18 protein-coding genes and 1 tRNA gene are annotated in these 21,122 nt (G+C 49.8%); 11 read left to right on the top strand and 8 right to left on the bottom strand.

Annotated elements, in window-relative coordinates; all coding sequences use genetic code 11:
* The first annotated feature begins 11 nt into the window (after nt 1–11).
* From ABXT40_RS05390 to ABXT40_RS05425, 8 genes are all read left to right on the top strand, one after another.
* Entirely contained in the window at nt 12–977 is a 966-nt protein-coding gene (locus ABXT40_RS05390; protein WP_443646805.1) for a septal ring lytic transglycosylase RlpA family protein, read from the top strand.
* A gap of 108 nt (nt 978–1,085) precedes the next feature.
* Entirely contained in the window at nt 1,086–2,258 is a 1,173-nt protein-coding gene (locus tag ABXT40_RS05395) for a D-alanyl-D-alanine carboxypeptidase family protein (protein ID WP_443646806.1), read from the top strand.
* A gap of 8 nt (nt 2,259–2,266) precedes the next feature.
* Nucleotides 2,267–2,920 carry a dTMP kinase gene (tmk, locus tag ABXT40_RS05400; RefSeq protein WP_443646965.1) on the top strand — a complete coding sequence of 218 codons (654 nt, stop codon included), beginning with the start codon at nt 2,267–2,269 and terminating at the stop codon, nt 2,918–2,920.
* 46 nt (nt 2,921–2,966) lie between these two features.
* Nucleotides 2,967–4,079: a DNA polymerase III subunit delta' gene (locus ABXT40_RS05405; RefSeq protein ID WP_443646807.1), complete on the top strand. Its 1,113-nt coding sequence runs from the start codon at nt 2,967–2,969 to the stop codon at nt 4,077–4,079.
* Between the two features lie 68 nt (nt 4,080–4,147).
* Nucleotides 4,148–5,704, top strand: a complete 1,557-nt coding sequence (metG, locus tag ABXT40_RS05410; RefSeq protein ID WP_443646808.1) for a methionine--tRNA ligase — start codon at nt 4,148–4,150, stop codon at nt 5,702–5,704.
* Nucleotides 5,694–6,515, top strand: a complete 822-nt coding sequence (locus ABXT40_RS05415; protein ID WP_443646809.1) for a TatD family hydrolase — start codon at nt 5,694–5,696, stop codon at nt 6,513–6,515. The genes metG and ABXT40_RS05415 overlap by 11 nt, the downstream gene beginning before the upstream one ends.
* The gene (locus ABXT40_RS05420; protein ID WP_443646810.1) at nt 6,512–7,288 is read left to right on the top strand and encodes an MBL fold metallo-hydrolase; all 777 of its coding nucleotides are present in this window, start codon (nt 6,512–6,514) and stop codon (nt 7,286–7,288) included. Before ABXT40_RS05415 ends, ABXT40_RS05420 begins: the two co-directional genes overlap by 4 nt.
* A gap of 229 nt (nt 7,289–7,517) precedes the next feature.
* Nucleotides 7,518–7,661 carry a hypothetical protein gene (locus ABXT40_RS05425; RefSeq protein ID WP_443646811.1) on the top strand — a complete coding sequence of 48 codons (144 nt, stop codon included), beginning with the start codon at nt 7,518–7,520 and terminating at the stop codon, nt 7,659–7,661.
* 91 nt (nt 7,662–7,752) lie between these two features.
* On the opposite strand, the gene ABXT40_RS05430 is transcribed toward ABXT40_RS05425, so the two are convergent.
* Nucleotides 7,753–7,828: transfer RNA gene (locus tag ABXT40_RS05430), tRNA-Lys, on the bottom strand.
* A gap of 336 nt (nt 7,829–8,164) precedes the next feature.
* On the opposite strand from ABXT40_RS05430, the gene ABXT40_RS05435 reads away from it, so the two are divergent.
* Nucleotides 8,165–8,497 carry a hypothetical protein gene (locus ABXT40_RS05435; protein ID WP_443646812.1) on the top strand — a complete coding sequence of 111 codons (333 nt, stop codon included), beginning with the start codon at nt 8,165–8,167 and terminating at the stop codon, nt 8,495–8,497.
* A 392-nt stretch (nt 8,498–8,889) separates the two neighbouring features.
* On the opposite strand, the gene coaD is transcribed toward ABXT40_RS05435, so the two are convergent.
* The 3 genes from coaD to ssb form a co-directional block, all read right to left on the bottom strand.
* Complete coding sequence (coaD, locus tag ABXT40_RS05440; RefSeq protein ID WP_443646813.1) at nt 8,890–9,405, bottom strand: pantetheine-phosphate adenylyltransferase; 516 nt, start codon at nt 9,403–9,405, stop codon at nt 8,890–8,892.
* The gene (gyrA, locus tag ABXT40_RS05445; protein ID WP_443646966.1) at nt 9,402–12,104 is read right to left on the bottom strand and encodes a DNA gyrase subunit A; all 2,703 of its coding nucleotides are present in this window, start codon (nt 12,102–12,104) and stop codon (nt 9,402–9,404) included. Before gyrA ends, coaD begins: the two co-directional genes overlap by 4 nt.
* Nucleotides 12,105–12,373: 269 nt before the next feature.
* A complete protein-coding gene (gene ssb, locus ABXT40_RS05450) occupies nt 12,374–12,865 on the bottom strand; it encodes a single-stranded DNA-binding protein (RefSeq protein WP_443646814.1) in 492 nt (163 codons plus the stop codon).
* 342 nt (nt 12,866–13,207) lie between these two features.
* Here ssb and uvrA point away from each other — a divergent pair, with 342 nt between their 5' ends.
* Nucleotides 13,208–16,036 (top strand): excinuclease ABC subunit UvrA, encoded by a 2,829-nt coding sequence (uvrA, locus tag ABXT40_RS05455; RefSeq protein ID WP_443646967.1) that lies wholly within the window; start codon nt 13,208–13,210, stop codon nt 16,034–16,036.
* A gap of 6 nt (nt 16,037–16,042) precedes the next feature.
* The gene (gene trmFO / locus ABXT40_RS05460) at nt 16,043–17,404 is read left to right on the top strand and encodes a methylenetetrahydrofolate--tRNA-(uracil(54)-C(5))-methyltransferase (FADH(2)-oxidizing) TrmFO (RefSeq protein ID WP_443646815.1); all 1,362 of its coding nucleotides are present in this window, start codon (nt 16,043–16,045) and stop codon (nt 17,402–17,404) included.
* A 55-nt stretch (nt 17,405–17,459) separates the two neighbouring features.
* Here the strand turns inward: trmFO and ABXT40_RS05465 are convergent, their stop codons facing one another.
* From ABXT40_RS05465 to secD, 4 genes are read right to left on the bottom strand one after another with little or no spacing between them, the layout of a single operon-like run.
* Entirely contained in the window at nt 17,460–18,122 is a 663-nt protein-coding gene (locus ABXT40_RS05465; RefSeq protein WP_443646816.1) for a hypothetical protein, read from the bottom strand.
* Nucleotides 18,123–18,148: 26 nt separating this feature from the next.
* The gene (locus ABXT40_RS05470; protein ID WP_443646817.1) at nt 18,149–18,601 is read right to left on the bottom strand and encodes an Mth938-like domain-containing protein; all 453 of its coding nucleotides are present in this window, start codon (nt 18,599–18,601) and stop codon (nt 18,149–18,151) included.
* Nucleotides 18,588–19,529 carry a protein translocase subunit SecF gene (gene secF / locus ABXT40_RS05475; protein WP_443646818.1) on the bottom strand — a complete coding sequence of 314 codons (942 nt, stop codon included), beginning with the start codon at nt 19,527–19,529 and terminating at the stop codon, nt 18,588–18,590. Before secF ends, ABXT40_RS05470 begins: the two co-directional genes overlap by 14 nt.
* 15 nt (nt 19,530–19,544) lie before the next feature.
* The gene (secD, locus tag ABXT40_RS05480; RefSeq protein WP_443646819.1) at nt 19,545–21,104 is read right to left on the bottom strand and encodes a protein translocase subunit SecD; all 1,560 of its coding nucleotides are present in this window, start codon (nt 21,102–21,104) and stop codon (nt 19,545–19,547) included.
* Nucleotides 21,105–21,122: the final 18 nt, after the last annotated feature.

Genomic DNA, 21,122 nt, shown 5'->3' on the forward strand with positions numbered 1-21,122 from the left:
AGGATAAAAGAATGCGTGTTAACCGGAAAAACTGGTTTGGGATGTTGGCCTTGGGGTTGTTGTTACAAGGTTGTGCTTCGGCTGAACTGGCTGTTGATCTGTTCAAAAAACATAAACGCCAAACCGTCAAACAAGCTAAATTTGTCGCCAAACCGCATTACAAAATTGGCAATCCCTATCAAGAATTTGGCGTTTGGTATTATCCAAAGCGCGATCTGACCTATGACGAAACGGGTCTTGCATCCTGGTATGGCGAGGAAACCGCTGTTTTGGGGCGGCCGACCGCGAATGGTGAAGTGTTTGATCCCAATATTGCAACAGCTGCGCATAAAACCTTGCCATTGCCATCGGTGGTTCGCGTTACCAATCTTGATAATGGCAAATCATTGGTTGTCAGATTAAATGATCGCGGGCCTTTTGCGCCCGGCCGGATCATTGATTTGTCGCATGAGGGCGCGCGGTTACTTGGTTTTGTCAAGCAAGGCATTGCCAAAGTTCGCGTTCAGATATTGGCAGAGCAAAGCTTGCGCTTGGAAAATCTTGCAAAAAGGGGCGAATTTCCAAGTTTGACAGCCAATGATCAAGGCGCCATGCCGAAAATGACGCCAGCGATCAATCCTTCGGTAAGCCTGACTGCCAAATCGAGTAAAATCAAAAGTAAGATTGTGGTTAATCAGCCACCGCAATCGGCCTTGGAATTACTATCACAATCGCGTGTTGGCGAGGTTATTTCGGTTCCGCCCGTTGTGACCAAGATCTGGGTTCAGATTGGAGCTTTTGGGTCTGAGCAGCGCGCCAATGATGTATTTTCAAAGGTTGGGTCGATTGGCTCAGGCGGGGTGTCTATGGTAAACCGTCTTGGCAAGCGGCTGTATCGTGTTCGCCTTGGGCCGGTCGACGAGGTGGCAATGGCAGATTCGATGCTGCAAAAAGTGTTCAATATCGGCTTTAGTGGCGCGCGGATTGTCGTTGATTAGGCAATGACATTTTTATGCCGTTTTATAGGGTGATACATAGGTGGGGTGACCGCTGCACAGGCCGGTCTTTAAGCAGGGCTGGCTTTCGCGAGTGATAAGGATTTGACGATGATACGAAATTTTTTGGCAAGATCATTTTTGGTGGTGTCGCTGTTTGGCGCGGCAATGCCTGTTTCTGCCGCTGAAATCACATCGCCAGCAAAGCAGGCCCATATTACCGATTTTGAAACTGGCAAAGTGCTGTTTAGCAAGAATGCCGACGCGCCAATGAGGCCGGCATCAATGGCGAAGATTATGACCATTTTTGTGGCGTTCCAGCGTATTGCTGATGGCCAGCTTAGCATGGATGATAAATTCACCATTTCGGAAAAAGCTTGGAAAAAAGGCGGGTCACGAACATTTCTAGAAGTTGGTAGAACTGTATCGGTTCGTGAACTCCTGCATGGCATTATCGTTCAGTCGGGTAATGATGCTGCCATTGTTCTGGCCGAGGGGATTTCCGGTACGGAAAACTCCTTTGCTGATGAAATGAATTTCTGGGCTAAAAAATTTGGTATGAAAAATACAAATTTCCGGAATTCAACCGGCTGGCCTGATCCTGATTTGACGACAACAGCCGCTGATCTGAATATTATGACAACCGAGCTGATCCGCCGATTTCCTGCAGTTAAATACCCCGATCTTTATCCTATTTTTGCCAAGCGGGAATACACCTATAACAAAATTCGCCAGCCAAACCGCAACCCGCTTGTTTATGGTACAGCTGGTGCTGATGGCTTAAAAACTGGTCATACTGAAGAATCAGGCTATGGGTTGGTAGGATCGGCCGAACGTGATGGTCAACGCGTCATCATGGTTCTGAATGGCATGACAAGCATGAAGCAACGGTCGGCAGAATCGCGCCGCCTGATGGATTTAATGTTCCGTGAATTCAAAACCTATCGCTTTTTCGATAAGGGACAACCGGTCGATCAGGCCAATGTGTGGCTTGGCAATGCAGCCAAGGTCGATCTGGTTTTGGACGCGCCGCTTCACTTTCTGTTATCCTATCAAGAACGCCGCGATTTGAAATTATCGGTTCAATGGCTTGATCCGGTTCCAGCGCCGATTGTGGCAGGTGATCAATTGGGAACATTAACTGTTGATATCAAGGGCGATAGCCGCAAATTGGTTTTGCGGGCAGGGCAGGATGTTCCAGTTTTGGGGATGTTTGATCGGGTTAATGCCGCGGTGAAATATCTGATCTTTGGCGCGCCTGTTACGCCACCGATTGTAAAGTGACGGCGGTAATGCGCGGCCTGTTCATTACCTTCGAAGGTGGTGAGGGAAGCGGTAAAACAACACAAATACAACAGCTTAAAAACTGGATTGAATCCAATTTAAACACCGTAAATCTATGTCTGACGCGCGAACCGGGGGGAACAATCGAGGCCGAGTCAATTCGCGAATTGCTGTTGAATGGCGCAGCCAGCAAATGGCAGCCGGCAACCGAAGCGATGATGATGTCGGCATCGCGCCATGAACATGTCATTCATGTGATCAAGCCAGCGCTTAGCCGCGGCGACATTGTCATTTGTGATCGCTTTACCGACTCAACACATGTCTATCAAGGCTATGTTGGCGGGGTCGATAATGCGCTTCTTGACGGGCTTGACGAATTGTCATGCCAAGGTCTGGTTCCTGACTTAACCTTGCTTCTTGATATGGACAGCAATGCAGGGCTTGCCCGCACAATCCAGCGCGGAGATGCTGAAAGCCGGTTTGAGTCAAAAGGCACTGCTTTTCACCAAAAAGTGCGGCAGGGTTTTGTTGAACGTGCCGAAAAATATCCCGACCGTATTGCCAAGATTGATGCGGCAAGACCGGCCGACGCGGTGACAAAAGATGTGATCGCCGCGGTCCGTGCTTTGCTTGTGGCAAAAGGCATGATTGCGGCAAGCTAATTTGCTTGGCGCAACTGATTGGCGAATTTGGCTGGATAATTGTTGGATGACGGCGGAAAAGGAACTGGCGCAACTCTGTATGAATGATCCGAATGACAAATTAGATGATGCTGTCGATCCAACAGCGATTGTTGGTCACAGTGATTTTATCAATGCGCTTGCCGGTGCGTTGGCAAATGGTCGTATGCATCATGCGTGGCTATTAACTGGCCCGCGTGGCATTGGCAAAGCTAGTATGGCGCGTTTGGCGGCGGCTTGGCTTTTGTCTGAACAGGTGGCTGAAGCAGGTTTGTTTGGTGATGCCGCCCCGCAATTTGCCGTTTCACCTGATGATCCGGGGGCAAATCTGGTCTTTCGCGGCGCGCATCCTGATTATTTGGCGATTGCGCCCGTTCTTGACGATAATAAATCAGGCCAGATCAAAATTGATCAAATCCGCGATATGGTTCCGTTTATGGCGCACAAGCCGGCGCGAGGTGGCTGGCGCGTTGCAGTGATTGACTCAATGGATGAGATCAACCGCAATGGTGCCAATGCCATGTTAAAACTATTGGAAGAGCCACCCGAAAAGGCGGTGATTTTCTTGGTGTCGTCACGTCCGGGGCAATTGCCACCAACGATTAGGTCGCGTTGCCGGGTTGTTCGGCTTTCGGCATTGGATGCGGTGATGTGCCGTGATGTTTTGGCAAAAATATGGCCAGATGCTGATGCAGGACATATTGATCTATCGGCGCAGCTTTGTGGCGGCGCGCCCGGGCGGGCGATTTCACTTGCTGAAAGCGGCGCGGCTGATTGTTATCAGGTTGCCTGTTCGCTTTTGGCCGCGCCAAAGCTTGATGTTGGGGCGATGGCGGCGCTTGCCGGAAAATGGGGCAGGGGTGCCGCGGCAGGGCGGGCAACGCGCGAAGGGGCGGTGTTTTGCCTTGATCGGCTGTTGCGGCTTGCCGCATTGACAGCCAGCGGCGGTTCAAGCCTGACAATATGCAATTTCGAAACTGGCGCGATTGATGCTTTATGCAAACGGCACACGGCGGCAACGCTTGCCGGTTTTCATGACGCATTCTTAAAAGACTCGTCTCGTGCCGAAGGTCTTTATCTCGATTTTTCGCAGTTTTTACTTCGGCAAATGATCAAATTATATGAGAAAACCTTGCCCTAACGAAGCCGCTGGGCTACCTCATTGCTTGGGGATTTAAATTCTACAGCGTCTCTATCCGGATAAAACTTATGAGCCAGACCTATTACATCACCACACCGATTTACTATGTGAATGATAAACCGCATATTGGCCATGCCTATACAACGCTGTCTTGCGATGTGATGGCGCGTTTCAAACGGCTTGATGGTTATGATGTTACCTTTTTAACCGGAACTGACGAACATGGCCAAAAAGTTGAAAAAGCGGCTGAAGTGGCGGGCGTGAGCCCACAAAAATTTACCGATCAAGTTAGCCAGAATTTTCGTGAGCTGACGGCCAAGCTAAATTTTTCGAATGATGATTTTATCCGCACAACCGAAGACAGGCACAAACAAGCCTGCCAGAAAATTTGGTCAATTCTTCTGGAGAATGGCCATATCACCCTTGGTAAATATGAAGGATGGTATTCGGTTCGCGATGAAACCTTCTATACCGAAACCGAATTGGTCGATGGTAAGGCACCAACCGGCGCGCCAGTCGAATGGGTTGAGGAGCCATCCTATTTCTTTAACCTTTCAGCATGGCAGGATAAATTATTGGCTTTTTACGCTGAAAACACAGATTTTGTTGGGCCGGAAAGTCGGTTTAACGAAGTTAAAAGTTTTGTCAAAGGCGGGCTTCGCGATCTATCGGTCAGCCGTGCCAGCTTTAAATGGGGTGTTCCGGTGCCAAATGACGGAGATCATGTCATGTATGTCTGGCTTGATGCGCTTACCAATTATGTAACTGCAACCGGTTGGCCTGTTGATGGCGCCAATGGCGATGCCGAAAAACATGAACGTCTTTGGCCAGCAGATTTGCATATGGTTGGCAAAGATATTCTGCGGTTTCACGCGGTCTATTGGCCGGCATTTTTAATGGCGGCAGGTTTGCCATTGCCAAAGCGGGTTTTTGCACATGGCTGGTGGACGAATGAAGGCCAGAAAATTTCAAAATCACTCGGCAATGCCATTGATCCGAACCATCTTGCGGAAACCTATGGTCTTGATCAAACGCGCTATTTCCTGATGCGCGAAGTGCCGTTTGGCAATGATGGTATTTTTTCGGTTCCAGCCCTAACCCAGCGCATCAATGGCGATCTTGCCAATGATCTAGGCAATTTGTCGCAACGTGTTTTATCGATGATCTTTAAAAACTGTGATGGCATCATGCCAGCCCAGCCGGAAAAGCCAGCCGCCGAAGATCAGGCGCTTCTGGCCAGCGTGGATGCATTGCTTGACACGGTTCGCCAGCATATTGACAAACAAGCTTTCCATGAGGCGCTTCGTGTGATCTGGCAGGTGATTTCAAATGCAAATCGTTATGTTGATAATGTTGCGCCTTGGGCCTTAAAGAAAACAGATCCAGCCCGCATGGCCGAGGTCTTGGCCGTTTTGGCTGAAACCATTCGCCAAGTGGCAATCCTTGTCCAGCCGGTGATGCCGGATGCGGCTGCCAAGATCCTCGACCAGCTTGGCGTTGATCCGGCAGCGCGTGACTTTACCCAATTGGCCGGGCAGGCGCGGCTTGCCAATGGACAAATGATTGCCAAGCCGGAACCGGTGTTTCCGCGTTTTGTTGATGAGGCGGACATAAATGCCGGATGACAATAAGCCTTTGATGATTGATAGCCATGCACATCTTGATTATCCGCAGCTTTCGGATGATCTGGACGGGGTTTTAGCGCGCGCAAATGCGGCTGGTGTCACCCATATTATCACCATCGGCGTCAAGCTTAGCACTGCTGATGCGCCAAAAGCGATCGCAGAGGCGCATGACAATGTCTGGTGTTCGGTTGGGATTCACCCACATGAAGCCGGAAACGAGCCAGACGCGGCCAATATAGACGCCATTCGGGCGGCGGCGAACCATCCCAAATGTGTCGCGATTGGTGAAGCCGGACTTGATTATTTTTATGATTATGCCACCCCGCAGCAGCAAGCCGACAGTTTTCGGGCGCAGATCGCCGTTGCGCGTGAAGTTGATTTGCCAATCATTGTCCATGCGCGTGATGCTGATGAGGATATGGCGGCCATTCTTGAAGATGAGATGGAGAAGGGGGCGTTTAGCGGCGTCCTGCATTGTTTCAGCTCGGGCGCAGATTTGGCGCGGCGCGCCGTTGCCATTGGATTTTACATCAGCTTTTCAGGCATTTTGACCTTTAACAAAGCTGACGAATTGCGTGAAATCGCCGCTGAAATGCCCGAAGATCGAATTCTGGTTGAGACAGATTCGCCATATCTGGCACCAGCACCGCATCGCGGCAGGCCGAATGAGCCAGCCTATACCGCGCATACTTTGGTCAAATTGGCCGCGGTGCGTGGCCGTCAGCCGGCTGATATGGCGGCCATCACCCGCGCCAATACGTTGCGACTTTTTAACCGGATGGATTTATCATGCAAGACGGTTGGATCATGAAAGTAACCATGCTTGGATGCGGCACGTCGGTTGGTGTTCCGGCGCTTGGACAAGCTGGTTGGGGTGATTGTGATCCGCATGATCCGCGAAATCGGCGTCAAAGATGCGCTGTTCTGGTTGAAATTAACGATAAGGTCATTCTTGTCGATGCTGGCCCTGATATCCGCAACCAGCTATTGCCGCTTGGGTTAAAGCGTATTGACGCGCTGTTGATCACCCATACGCACTCAGATCACGTTGCCGGCCTTGATGATTTGCGCGCATTTTACTGGCCTGATAGGATTGATATCCCAGTTTATGCCGCCAAACAGCATAGCATCGAGATTTTGGCGCGGTTCCCGTATCTGTTTACCAAACATGCAGATTCGCCATCTTATTTTGTGCCGCCGATGAAAATGAATTTGATTGCTGCCAATGATGTCCTTGAGATTGGTGGATGCAAGATTGAGATTTTCCATCAAGATCACGGCAATACCGTTTCACTTGGGTTTTTGTTTGACGGAAAATTTGGCTATTCGACCGATGTTGTCGGGATGGGTGATGATGTGTTTGACAGATTGGCCGGGATTGATTTGTGGATTGTCGAGGCGTTACGTGCCGCGCCGCATTCATCGCACAGCCATTATGAACAGACGTTTTCTTGGATTGATCGGGTGAAACCAAAACAGGCAATTTTGACACATCTTGGGCTTGAAGCGGATTACGAAACTTTATCGGCAATTTGTCCGCAAGGTACCAAGCCCGGTATTGATGGGCTGGTCTGGAATCTGTAATTGCCCTTGTACGCATAATATACATTATGCGACAAATTATGATTTATGAAAACCAGATAATGGTGCCCGCCCCATGAAATAAATAAACTATATTTCAGAAGGTTCTACGGCATTGCTTAGATGTAATATCATCTATGAAAATTGTTGGCGCTATCACTTCGCCAACCCGCATTTGGCTAAGCGTGACTGTCTTTCACACATTCGTGTCAGTGAATACCATGACAAGGCGTTGTCGTTTTCAACATTGCCCAAATCGGCATTGACCAATTTGATTGCATCTTCGATGACTGCCCGCGAATCATTCGCCTGTTACCGTGATGGTGATGGCAATATGATTGCGCTTGATAAAACTGGATTTTGTGTCACCGAATAGCTTTTCCTCCCTTGGGCATTTGGGCACAAATAACCCCCGGTCATGTTCATGGCCGGGGGCTATTCATTTACCGTCTGTTGGTATCAGGTAATGGTGAGCGCGACAGGATTCGAACCTGTGACCCAGTGATTAAAAGTCACTTGCTCTACCAACTGAGCTACGCGCCCGAACTTTCGTTTACAAAAGTACAAATTAGGACAAGTGACCTTGGTAATAGGCCAGTCACTTGACCCTGTATTACCTAAAGCCTGAATCTGTGTAAACCCTTATTCGGCGTTAGATTCACTTTTTTTCGGCGTGTAGTATGGTTTTGCGTGTGGTAAGCGTGCGTTTGGCGTGTGGCTTGACTTTGGCCCAGTGACCTTTGGTTTTAGGGCAAGTGACCTGAGAAACTAGATGCCCTCACCGACAATTTGTTCTTCGGAAAATAAGATCAAAATTTTGTTGCCTACTTTTGTTTAGCATGCAACGGTTTTTCATTATTAAAAGTTGGGATCTTTGCCATGAGAAATCTTATTTGCCTTGCTCTTTCATCGTTTATTCTTGCTGCGTGCGCTAGTGGGGTTAAAGAGGGAGAAAGGGTCTTTATTGTACCATCCGACGCGGCTCATCTCTCGAATTGTAAGCTGCTAGGGCCAGTTAAGGTGGAAGCAGAAATTTTCTCGAAATGGGATGCGAACGAGATGCGAAAAGAAATCAAATTTCGGTTAAGAGATAAGGCGGCTTTGGAATATCCAGATGGTGACACTGTCGCACACGGTGATTTAAATGTTGGTGGATGGGGAACCCCTGATGCTGAACAAATGGGCACTGTGTTTAAGTGCTTTGGCAACTAGGATTACAACTATCATTTAGAGAGAGGCATTTGGGCCTTTGGGTGTGTCACTTGCCTCAGATATTTTCTGACGGAATAGAGTTGCCCTGTGATTAAAAGTCACTTGCTCTACCAACTGAGCTACGCGCCCGAACTTTAAAACTTTTTCAGGCCTTACGACCCTTGCGATGACATCGGGCTTCAACGCTCCGACATCTCATAGAGACGTGTCGATTTTGTGTAAACCCTAAAGTAACCCTTGCTAGCCTTTATTTTTGTCTATTTCCAGACCGGGTTTTTACCGCTTGTCTGGGGCATGCGATCAGCCAGTCATATGGCGCGGAACCGTTTTGTTTTGTGAATGTCATCGCGCTGCAGGAAGCGGCAGAGTGGCTTTTTGATATGGCGGGCTGTTTAGGCGTTTTTGTTTGCTAGTTTCTGCTTTAGCGCCTTGGCAACATTGTCTGGAACAAAGCTAGTTACATCACCGCCAAAAACAGCAACTTCCTTTACAAAGCGCGAGGCGACAAAATGCTGCTGTTCGGCAGCCATAAGAAACATTGTTTCCAATTCGCCATGAAGCCGTTTGTTGATGCTGGCCATTTGAAACTCATATTCAAAATCAGCAACCGCGCGAAGCCCGCGTAAAATGGATGTTGCGCCCTGCTGCGTGGCAAAATCAGTCAATAAGCCAGAAAAGCTTTTCACCAAAACGGGCAAACCCCTCTTGTTTGCGTCATTGATCCGCGCAACTTCGGCCTTGACCAGTTCAGTACGTTCTTCAATTGAAAAAAGCGGCTGCTTGCCAAGATTGAGCGATACAGCCACAATCAATTGATCGCCAAGTTGTGCGCCACGCTCGATAATGTCGATATGGCCATAGGTTAACGGGTCAAAGGTGCCCGGATAAATAATAACCTTCTGGCTCATTGATTGTCCTCATTATCGGCTTGATTGGATGCGTTGTCCGCATCCGCCGGCGTATCGGCGGCATCATCTTGCCCTTCATTGATATTTGGGGCTGGGGCATTCGGGGCATTTGCCGCGGTTTCAGCTGTTTCATCACCCGCTTGATCGCCGTTATTGTCACCCTCATGACCCTCGGTATGGTTATCTTCGTGATCATCGTCGTCATCACTGTCGGTTTCGCGAACAAGACCGGCCGAAACCACCTTTTCGCTTTCATCATCGGCAACATCAAACAGCCTTACACCTTGGGTTTTACGACTGGCAATCCGTATCGAGTCACCCTCGCCGCCATGAACGCGGATCCGGATAACCTGTCCCATATTGGTGACAAGCATCAACTGATCTTCTTCAACCACAGCAAATGATGCCATGACCTGACCATTGCGTTTGCTGGTTTCGATATTGGCAACCCCCTGCCCGCCGCGGCCGGAACGCCGATAATCATTGACTGGTGTCCGTTTGCCATAGCCATTTTCGGTAACTGACAGGATAAATTCATTATCTTCATCGGCGATAATCGACATGGAAACAACACGATCGCCGCCAAGAAGACGAATACCGCGAACGCCGGTGCTGTCGCGGCCACGGAAGACGCGAACAGCATTGGCGGCAAAGCGGATTGCCTTGCCATTGCGCGTTGCCATCAACACATCATCTTCATCGCTACAAGGCAGAACGCCAACAAGGTCATCACCATCTTGAAGCTTCATGGCGATTTTGCCATTGCGCTTGATATTGGTGAAATCGCTGAGGTTATTCCGCCTTACATTGCCTGATGCCGTGGCAAACATAACATTCAAATCGGCCCAGCTTGATTCATCTTCGGGCATTGGCATGACGGTATTGATGGTTTCTTCCGGCTCGATTGGCAAGATATTGACCATTGCCTTGCCAAGCGATTGCGGCGCGGCTTCAGGCAGCTTGTAGCATTTTAACTGGTAAACCATGCCGCGTGAGGTGAAGAATAAAATCGGCGTATGCGTATTGGTGACAAAAAGCCGTGTCACAAAATCTTCGTCACGGGTCTTCATGCCAGCGCGGCCTTTGCCGCCCCGACGCTGGGCGCGGTAAATTGACAATGGCACCCGCTTGATATAGCCGCGATGGCTAACCGTTACGACCATATCTTCCTGCTGGATCAGATCTTCATCATCCTGATCGCCAAGCTGGTCAGTGATTTCGGTGCGGCGCGGGTTTGACAGGCGTTCACGTGTCGCTGCCAATTCGTCAAGAACAACACGGCTAACCCGCGTGTCAGACCCAAGAATATCAAGATAATCAGCAATTTTATCAGCAAGTTCGCGGGTTTCGTCGCTCAGCTTGTCGCGTTCCATACCGGTTAGGCGCTGAAGGCGTAATTCAAGAATGGCGCGCGCTTGTGTTTCCGACAGCCGGTAATGGCCATCAATCACTTCATGCCCCGGATCATCAATCAGCGAGATGAAATCAGCCACCTCGGCAGCTGGCCAGTTGGTTTCGCATAATTTATTACGGGCGGTTTCGGTATCGGGGGCCTTTTTGATCAATTCAATGATTGTGTCAATCGAGGCAAGCGCCACCATAAGGCCAGCCAAGATATGTGCACGATCACGCGCTTTTGACAGCAAAAAGGTTGTGCGGCGAACCACCACTTCCTTGCGAAAGGCGCAAAAGGCGACAATCACATCTTTAATGCCCATCTGTTGTGGGCGGCCACCATTCATGGCCAGCAAATTCACTGGAAAGCTGGTTTGCAGCCTTGTATGGCGATAGAGCTGGTTCAGCACCACATCACCCGACGCATCGCGCTTGATCTCGATCACAACCCGCATGCCGTTACGGTCAGATTCGTCGCGGATATCGGAAATGCCTTCAATTGTCTTTTCACGAACCATTTCACCAATACGTTCAAGCAATTGCGCCTTATTCACCTGATAGGGAATTTCGTGAATGATAATGGCTTCACGATCCTTGGCATTGGTCTGAACCTCGGCCTTTGCCCGCATGATGATTGAGCCGCGCCCATTGGCATAGGCTTCCCGAATGCCGTGCCGTCCCATAATCAGGCCACCAGTTGGAAAATCAGGCCCCGGAACAATGACATTTATTTCTTCGGTGGTGATCTCGGGATTGAGGATATAGGCCTCACAGGCGGCAATCACTTCACCCGGATTATGTGGCGGAATATTGGTTGCCATACCAACCGCGATACCATTAGCGCCATTCACCAGCAGATTTGGATATTCGGCGGGAAGAACTGTTGGTTCTAGCTGGGTTTCGTCATAATTGGCGGTGAATTCTACGGTATTTTTGTCGATATCACGAAGCAGGCTTTCGGCCGAGCGGGCAAGCCGTGATTCGGTGTAACGCATGGCGGCGGCCGGATCACCATCGACTGATCCGAAATTGCCCTGCCCGTCAACCAATGGCAGACGCATCGAGAAATCCTGCGCCATCCGCACCATGGCTTCATAAATCGATGAATCGCCATGCGGGTGATAGTTACCCATGACATCACCAACAATACGCGCCGACTTACGCGGTGGCTTTGACCAGTCGTAATTGCCTTCCATCATGGCATAAAGAATGCGGCGGTGAACCGGCTTTAGGCCATCGCGCACATCGGGAAGCGCGCGCGAAACGATCACGCTCATGGCATAATCCAAATAGGATTTACGCATCTCCTCCGAAATCGAAATTGTTGGATTGGTCGAATCGGTTAAGTCGGTCACGCCATTGTTCTTTCTGCCTTTGGGAAGGACAAGTGAGCCATTCCCGTATCGCTCGGTGACAATGCAAAGGCAATGTCACAAGTTACACACAATATTTACACGATTAATGCAAGCTATGACACCAAATATTGTAGTTTTGGCCGTTTTTTCGGCAAAAAAAACGGCATCTTGCCATGTAAACAAGACGCCGAATTAAATATGGTTATTAAAATATTGATTTAGAACGGAATATCGTCATCCATTTCATTTGAGCTGCGCATTGGTGGCGGGCTTGATTGGCCGCCGGCTTGCGGGGTTTGGTCATAGCTGACCTGATTGCCGCTATAGCCGCCGCTATCGCCCATGCTGGATGAATCGCCACGTCCACCTAGAAGCGTCATTTCCCCACGGTAACGTTGCAGAACCACTTCGGTTGTGTATTTTTCAACGCCCTGCTGATCGGTCCATTTGCGGGTTTGCAACTGGCCTTCGATATAGCATGTTGATCCTTTGCGAAGATATTGTTCGGCGATCCGGCCAAGGTTCTCGTTAAAGATGACAACGCGGTGCCATTCGGTCTTTTCGCGCTGTTCGCCGGTGTTTTTATCCTTCCAGCGTTCGGAAGTGGCGATTGATAGATTGACGATTTTGCTGCCGTCTTGTGTTGACCGCACTTCAGGGTCGCGCCCTAGATTGCCAACTAGGATGACTTTGTTAACGCTGCCTGCCATTGCGATTTTGCTCCTGAATGAAATAGTTTTGGATTTTTGGGCTAAAATAATGTCCCGATTTACCGATTCAGATTACCCATGCTGGTAAGGGTATGACAAGGATAAATCGGCCATCGTTCGGATCAATCGCAAATATGTGAAATTAGCCTGTTGTGACGGGTCAAAATGCGATGGGATTTGTAAAATTATAAATCAGTTTTTCGGCGCAAATGGCCGTGAAAAGACTAGCAAAACAACAGCCAGACGGTCTATAGTCCACCCATGCCAAACGAAACTAAAAGAACCCCGCTTGCCAAAAAGGCTCAGCAAACCACCCGCCCTGCCAAAGGCATTGAACCGCGCATGATTTCGGTGCGTGGTGCGCGCGAGCATAATCTTGCCAATGTGGATATTGATTTACCGCGTGACCAGCTTGTCGTTTTGACTGGTCTGTCCGGTTCGGGCAAATCATCCCTTGCTTTTGACACAATCTATGCTGAAGGCCAGCGCCGTTATGTCGAATCACTGTCGGCCTATGCACGCCAGTTTCTGGATATGATGAACAAGCCGGATGTTGATTTGATCGAAGGCTTGTCGCCAGCCATTTCGATCGAACAGAAAACAACATCACGCAACCCGCGATCAACCGTTGGCACGGTTACTGAAATTTATGACTATATGCGGCTGTTATGGGCGCGGATCGGCATTCCCTATTCACCAACAACGGGTCTGCCAATTCGCAGCCAAACCGTTAGCCAGATGGTTGATATCTTATTGGCGCTTGATGATGGCGCACGGCTATATTTATTGGCACCAATTGTTCGCGGCCGCAAAGGTGAATATCGAAAAGAGCTTGGCGAATTGCATCGCAAGGGGTTCAGCCGGGTCCGCATTAATGGCGAAATTTATGATGTTGACGATACGCCAACACTGGATAAGCAGAAAAAACATGATATCGAGGTTGTTGTTGATCGCGTTGTGATCACCGGTGATCACGATGAATTGGCAACGCGTCTTGCAGATTCATTGGAAACGGCGCTTGGCCTTAGTGACGGTTTGGTCTTTGCCGATCATGCAGATCATGACGACCGGATTGTGTTTTCTGCCAGATTTGCCTGTCCTGACTCGGGCTTTACCATTGACGAGATCGAACCGCGGCTGTTTTCGTTCAATAATCCGTTTGGTGCCTGCGGGGCTTGTGACGGTCTTGGGGTCAAAAGCCATTTTGACGAACAGCTTGTTGTTCCTGATCGCCAAACCAGCCTTCGCAATGGTGCCTTGGCACCTTGGTCGTCAAGCACGTCTCGCTATTACCTGCAAACGCTGGAATCACTGGCAAAACAATTTAAATTTTCGCTCGATGTCCCATTCAATGATCTGGATGATGATGTTCAGTCGATCATTCTTCATGGATCAGGCAAAGTGCCTGTCACAATCGATTTTGATGATGGCATGCGGTCATATCGCACGGTCAAGCCGTTTGAAGGGGTTATGCCCAATCTTGGGCGTCGCTATCGTGAAACCGATTCGTCATGGGTGCGTGACGAAATGGAAAAATATCGGGCGAACCTGCCCTGTACAAGCTGCAAGGGCAAGCGCCTGAAAAATGAGGCCTTGGCCGTCAAAATTGATATGCATGACATATCTGATATTGCCCGTTTATCAATTGCTGATGCCCGCCAATGGTTTGTTGATTTAAGTGTGAAATTAACCGGTCAGGACTCGGAAATTGCCGCGCGTATTCTAAAAGAAATCAATGAACGGCTTGGCTTTTTGGTCAATGTTGGACTTGGCTATCTGGCAATGTCGCGCAATTCTGGCACCTTGTCAGGCGGTGAGTCGCAGCGTATCCGGCTGGCGTCACAAATTGGTTCCGGCCTGACAGGGGTTTTATATGTTCTTGATGAGCCCTCAATTGGACTTCATCAGCGCGATAATGACCGGCTGTTATCAACATTGGTTCGGCTTCGTGATCTTGGCAATACCGTTTTGGTTGTCGAACATGATGAAGAAGCGATTTTGCTGGCTGATTATGTTGTCGATATGGGGCCTGGTGCGGGGGTTCATGGTGGTCATGTTGTTGCTGCTGGCACGCCCGATGAGGTGATGAACCATCCGGACTCACTAACCGGCCAATATTTATCGGGCAAGTTAGAAATTGCTGTGCCGAAAAAACGTCGCACGCCGAAAAAAGGCCGCTTTATCCGCGTGGAAAACGCCACAGGGAATAATTTGCAGGATGTTTCGGTGAAATTCCCGCTCGGTGTGATGACCTGTGTCACTGGGGTTTCAGGCGGCGGTAAATCGACCTTGGTTCTGGAAACCTTATGGAAATCACTTGCGCGGAATTTGCATAAAGCTCGCGAGATTCCTGCACCGCACAAAGCCATTTATGGCGCAGAATTTCTAGATAAGGTTGTTGATATTGATCAATCACCGATTGGCCGCACACCGCGGTCAAATCCGGCAACATATACAGGGGCTTTCACGCCGATTCGCGAATGGTTTGCAGGTCTTCCCGAGGCCAAGGCGCGCGGTTATGCGCCGGGGCGTTTTTCGTTCAATGTCAAAGGTGGGCGCTGCGAGGCCTGTCAGGGCGATGGTTTGATCAAGATCGAAATGCATTTTCTGCCTGATATCTATGTAACCTGCGATAGCTGCAAAGGACGCCGTTATAATCGGGAAACGCTGGAAATTACCTGGCGCGGCAAATCCATTGCCGATGTTCTGGATATGACGGTCGAAGAAGGCGTTGACTATTTCAAGGCGGTGCCATCTATCCGCGAAAAGCTGGAAACCATGCTTCGCGTCGGGCTTGGCTATGTTCGTATTGGCCAGCAAGCAACCACACTGTCAGGTGGTGAGGCTCAACGTGTCAAACTATCCAAGGAGTTATCGCGCCGCGCAACGGGGCGCACGATTTATATTCTGGATGAGCCAACAACTGGCCTACATTTCCATGACATCGCCAAGCTGCTCGAGGTTCTGCAAGAATTGGTCGAACAGGGCAATAGTGTCATTGTGATCGAACATAATATGGATGTGATTAAAACTGCCGACTGGATTATCGACCTTGGTCCTGAAGGCGGTGATGGCGGCGGTTATATCGTTGCCGAAGGCACGCCTGAACAAGTGGCAAAAGTTGCTGATTCCCATACCGGCACCTATCTTGCCCGTGTTTTAAAAAAGTGATTGATGATGACTGATCTTGCTCCTGTTCATGTGATTGGTGGTGGTCTTGCTGGTTGTGAGGCTGCCTTTCAAATTGCCAGCATGAATGTGCCTGTTGTAATCCATGAAATGCGCCCAACGCGCAAAACCGATGCACATCATAGCGAAGGCCTTGCCGAACTGGTTTGTTCCAATTCTTTTCGGTCAGATGATGCAACGGCAAATGCTGTTGGTGTCTTGCATCAGGAAATGCGAATTTTGGGATCGTTGATCTTGCAGGCCGCAGATGCTGAAAAAGTACCTGCTGGTGGCGCTTTGGCGGTTGATCGTGACCGTTTTTCTGCCGCTGTCGAGGCCAAGATCAACAGCCACCCGCTTATCACGGTTCAACGCGAAGAAATTGCCGATATTCCCGAAGATTGGCAACAGGTCATCATTGCTACTGGCCCGCTAACCTCGCCTGAACTAGCCGGGTCAATCCGGCGCTGGGGCGGTGAAGATGATCTGGCTTTTTTTGATGCGATTGCGCCCATTGTCCATTTTGACAGTGTGGATATGAATGTGGCTTGGTTCCAGTCACGATATGACAAATCCACTGACGGCGGCGATGGCAAGGATTATATCAATTGCCCCATGACAAAGCCGCAATATGAAGCCTTTATTGACGCGCTGTTAACTGGCGAAAAAATGTCATTCAAGGAATGGGAAGAAAACACCCCTTATTTTGATGGCTGTATGCCCATTGAAATCATGGCGTCACGCGGGCGCGAAACGCTGCGTTGGGGGCCAATGAAGCCGGTTGGCCTTACCAATGCACATGACGGGTCTCGCCCCCATGCGGTTATCCAGCTTCGTCAGGATAACGCGCTTGGCACGCTGTATAATATGGTCGGGTTTCAGACAAAGCTGAAACATGGCGAACAGGTGCGGGTTTTCCAAACGATCCCGGGTCTTGAAAATGCACAATTTGCAAGGCTTGGCGGATTGCACCGTAATACCTTTATCAATTCGCCGCGTCTGCTTGACCCGCAATTGCGGCTGAAGGCAAAACCAAATTTGCGCTTTGCTGGGCAAATTACCGGTGTTGAAGGCTATATTGAATCGGCGGCGATTGGTTTGCTTGCTGGCCGAATGACCGCAGCTGAGATGCTTGGTAGTGAATGGATTGCCCCACCAGCCGATACCGCGCATGGCGCGCTTCTTGCGCATATTACCGGCGGTGCCATGGCTGATAGTTTTCAGCCAATGAATGTCAATTTCGGCCTGTTTCCTGAATTGCCGGTGAATGAGCGCGGGCGGCGACCGCGTGGGCGTGATCGCAAAGTTGCCTATGCCGAACGCGCCTTGACCAAATTGGCGGCATGGGGCAGCGCAACAGTAATGCCATAAGCCCGATTGCGAAAGTTCCCCGCTTTTAAGATTCAAATTACTTTGGTAAGCCGAATTACTTTGGTGGTCCAAATAACTGCCATGCCAGCATTTTCCACACCAGCGCCGGATGATTGGCGTCTGCATTCGGGCGTTGCATATAGCGAAGCCAGCAAGCCGCCAGATACAGAAATGACCGTTTTTGCCCAGCATCATCGCGGCGAAGCGAGCTGATTTGCAGCCTGTCCAAGGGCATTACCGCATGTGGTTCATGCCCGCGGATCGCGTGATGCAATTGATGGCCAATATCGGTGGCAATTGCCGATTGCGCCGCCTGCCCCATATGTTTGGCGACAAGCGCCCAAACTGCCGCCCAGCCGTCACTATTGTCGCGATTTTCATCATGGCAGGCGGTTTGCCAATGGCCGATTAAATCAATGATGTCTGACTGTAATCCGTCATGGATTTGAAATTGCGCATGCAATTGTGTGACAAGCGGGGCTGTTTGGGCGGTGCTGTCAGATAAGGCATCAACCCACCATTGAACGCGGATTGCGGCAAGAAGTGACTCGCTTGGGATGTGAAGCGCCGAATCAAGCGCAATCGCAAGATCAAATATCGAGGCGGCAAGAGATTGGTCATTGGCAGGTTCAAACATCAAACAAAGTGCCAAAGGACGGCCAAACGGATGATCGCTATCACGCAATGCCGCTAAGGCGGTTTTGGCGTTATCGGTCATGCAAACCAAACCGTGCGAAAAATTGTTTAGGCAATGTCATAAAGGCCGGTAACGGCATTACGCCCCTCGCTCATCAACACATTCCATGTGCGGCAAGCCGCCGGCGTTGACATAACCTCAAGCGCAATCCCATGAAAGCGAAGTGCCGCCGATAAATCATTCATTGGATCCATTGGTGCGCCGCCAACCCCAAGAATAAACAAAGGCGGAAAATCATCGCCGAAATGCGGCAAAAGGTCATCAATCACCAATGTTTCAGGTTTAGCTGGCGGTGTCCAGATTGCCGTTTGGCGTGGATGCACCAAAACCGAACCGCTGTAACGTTCACCGGAAATGCGAAAACTATTGCCGCCATAGCCATGGATCAATTGCAGATCACTGGCACCCTCAAAACTGCGGATATCGACAAGTTCGCTTGAGGCGTCACTAGGTGACTTGACGCTAGGTTGTTTCGGACTGGGTGTTTTAGGTTCGTTCATATTCAGGCTTTTCAACGCCATTATCGTCATCGTCATCGCCGCGTTTAATGTCAAAACGTGACAAAAGGCCAACGGCAACAAACACTGATGAATAGGTGCCGATCAAAACACCCCAGATCATCGCAATGGCAAAATCACGAAGCACCGCACCGCCAAAAATCACAATTGCCGTCAAAGCAAGCAGGGTTGTGACCGAGGTCATAACGGTTCGTGACAAGGTTTCGTTCAGGGATTTGTTCAAAATATCGCCAAGGCTATAGGATTTATAGCGGCGCAGATTTTCACGAACACGGTCAAACACCACAACCGTATCATTTATCGAATAGCCAGCGATGGTCAAAATCGCTGCCACGGTTGCCAGATTAAATTCAAAATTTGTCAGCGCGAAAAGCCCAATCGTTGATAATACATCATGGGTAAGCGCCAGAATCGCAGCGATGGAAAACTGCCACTCAAACCGGAACCAGATATAGACCATGATGGCCAAAAGCGCACAAACAACCGCCAAAATGCCTTTTTCGGCGAGTTCAGCACCAACCGTTGGCCCGACAAATTCGGTTCGGCGGATGTCATAATCGCTGCCAAGCGTGTTGCCAACAAGCTGGATTGCGGCGATTTGCGCCTTTTCGTCACCATCTTGGCGTTGAATTCGGATCAGAATATCGGTTTCGGTACCAAAGCCTTGAAGGCTAATATCGCCAAGACCCAAGGATTCAAGATCACCACGTAGACCTGAAATATTGGCTGGGCCTGTGTTATGGCGCGCTTCGATCAGAATACCGCCTTTGAAATCAATGCCAAGATTCAGCCCGATAATGGCAAAAAGCCCAATCGATCCGGCGACAAGCAATGACGATAAAATAAAGGCAAGCCGATAGAATTTCAGAAAATTGATCGACGTGTTTTCAGGAACAAGTTTTAGACGCATCGTTTAGAACCCTTCTTAGAGAACAAGTCTGGTGGGGCGTTTGCGTTCAACCCAGAAAACAATGAACAGACGTGTCACCATAACCGCCGTAAACATGGATGTGGCAATGCCAATGCCTAGCGTGACAGCAAAGCCCTTAATTGGCCCTGACCCGAAAATATACAGGAACAACGCGGCAAATAAGGTGGTTAGGTTCGAGTCAACGATTGTTGAAATGGCACGCTGATAGCCGCTGTCAATCGCCGCAATGGCCGACCTGCCCTTTGATAATTCTTCACGGATACGCTCAAACACCAGAACATTGGCATCAACCGCCATGCCCATCGTCAAGACAATACCGGCAATGCCCGGAAGCGTTAAGGTGGCCTGCAAGGCCGATAGCGCTGCCACAATCAAAATGATGTTCACGGTTAGCGCGCCAACAGCAAGCCCGCCAAAAAAGCCATAGCTGGCAACCATATAAATGGCGACAAGGATAATGCCAATCACCGCCGCAATTTCACCAGCGGCAATCGAATCTGCGCCAAGGCCAGGGCCAATCGAGCGCTCTTCAAGAATAATCAACGGGGCTGGCAAGGCCCCTGCCCGCAGGACAAGCGCCAATTCATTTGTTTCGGCAACACTGAAATCGCCAGTGATTTGCCCGCTGCCAAAAATCTGCGACTGAATAGTGGGGGCTGATACGACTTTGCCATCAAGAATAATCGCAAAAGGACGGCCAATATTTTCGCCAGTTACTTTGCCAAACCGGCGCGCACCGGCAGCGTTTAGGGTAAAGCTGACCGCTGGGCGGTTATTCTGGTCAAAAGTTGCGGTTGCCCCATCAAGCATTTCACCGCTGACCATAACGCGTTTTTCAATAACATAGCTTCGGCCATCATCACTGGCGCTTTGCATCAAAACGCTTCCTGGCGGCGTGCGACCACGCTGGATGGCTTCGGTGGCGCTAATCCGCATATCGACAAGTTGGAATGTCAGTTTTGCCGTACGGCCAAGAAGCCGTTTTACCGCTTCTGGATCATCAACGCCGGGCAATTGAACCAGAATCCGATCAAGCCCCTGCCGCTGGATAACCGGCTCTTTGGTGCCTTCAGGGTCAAGCCGCCGACGAATGATCTCGATCGATTGTTCAACCGTGCGTGTTTGCATCGCGGCAAGTCCGGCCTCATTGAAGGCTAGGCGATAGGTTAGCCCATCATTGCTGACCGTGTATTCATTGCCAAGATCGGTAAAGATTTGTTGTGTCTTGGCGGCATCTTCTGGATTGCGAATTTGCAGTGAGACCGTTTCATTGGCAACGGCAAGCCCGCTAAAGCGGATTTTTTCCGCGCGGAAATCACGCCGCAATGTTTCGCCAATATTTTCGAGCCGTTCCTGTTTAACCGCGTCAACATCGACACGAAGCAAAAGATGCGACCCGCCTTGAAGATCCAAGCCAAGATTAATCTGTTTGCCGGGTAAAAAATCTGCGCCAGCACCGTCATCACCGCCAATCAGATTTGGCAGCGCAAAGATAATTCCCAAAACGGCAACCACCACAACAAGCAGTTTTTTCCAAAGCTGGAATTGCAACATGACGACAATACTCTTGGC

Source organism: Candidatus Ponderosibacter sp. Uisw_141_02 (assembly GCF_048087665.1).
Taxonomy (GTDB): Bacteria; Pseudomonadota; Alphaproteobacteria; order Puniceispirillales; family Puniceispirillaceae; genus UBA3439.

Coding starts and splice junctions, on each gene's coding strand:
- ABXT40_RS05435 (WP_443646812.1), top strand. CDS start 8,165: ATGAGAAATCTTATTTGCCTTGCTCTTTCATCGTTTATTCTTGCTGCG.
- metG (WP_443646808.1), top strand. CDS start 4,148: ATGAGCCAGACCTATTACATCACCACACCGATTTACTATGTGAATGAT.
- ABXT40_RS05395 (WP_443646806.1), top strand. CDS start 1,086: ATGATACGAAATTTTTTGGCAAGATCATTTTTGGTGGTGTCGCTGTTT.
- trmFO (WP_443646815.1), top strand. CDS start 16,043: ATGACTGATCTTGCTCCTGTTCATGTGATTGGTGGTGGTCTTGCTGGT.
- ABXT40_RS05420 (WP_443646810.1), top strand. CDS start 6,512: ATGAAAGTAACCATGCTTGGATGCGGCACGTCGGTTGGTGTTCCGGCG.
- ssb (WP_443646814.1), bottom strand. CDS start 12,865: ATGGCAGGCAGCGTTAACAAAGTCATCCTAGTTGGCAATCTAGGGCGC.
- gyrA (WP_443646966.1), bottom strand. CDS start 12,104: ATGCGTAAATCCTATTTGGATTATGCCATGAGCGTGATCGTTTCGCGC.
- secF (WP_443646818.1), bottom strand. CDS start 19,529: ATGCGTCTAAAACTTGTTCCTGAAAACACGTCGATCAATTTTCTGAAA.
- ABXT40_RS05470 (WP_443646817.1), bottom strand. CDS start 18,601: ATGAACGAACCTAAAACACCCAGTCCGAAACAACCTAGCGTCAAGTCA.
- tmk (WP_443646965.1), top strand. CDS start 2,267: ATGCGCGGCCTGTTCATTACCTTCGAAGGTGGTGAGGGAAGCGGTAAA.
- ABXT40_RS05405 (WP_443646807.1), top strand. CDS start 2,967: ATGACGGCGGAAAAGGAACTGGCGCAACTCTGTATGAATGATCCGAAT.
- coaD (WP_443646813.1), bottom strand. CDS start 9,405: ATGAGCCAGAAGGTTATTATTTATCCGGGCACCTTTGACCCGTTAACC.
- secD (WP_443646819.1), bottom strand. CDS start 21,104: ATGTTGCAATTCCAGCTTTGGAAAAAACTGCTTGTTGTGGTGGTTGCC.
- ABXT40_RS05415 (WP_443646809.1), top strand. CDS start 5,694: ATGCCGGATGACAATAAGCCTTTGATGATTGATAGCCATGCACATCTT.
- ABXT40_RS05390 (WP_443646805.1), top strand. CDS start 12: ATGCGTGTTAACCGGAAAAACTGGTTTGGGATGTTGGCCTTGGGGTTG.
- ABXT40_RS05465 (WP_443646816.1), bottom strand. CDS start 18,122: ATGACCGATAACGCCAAAACCGCCTTAGCGGCATTGCGTGATAGCGAT.
- uvrA (WP_443646967.1), top strand. CDS start 13,208: ATGATTTCGGTGCGTGGTGCGCGCGAGCATAATCTTGCCAATGTGGAT.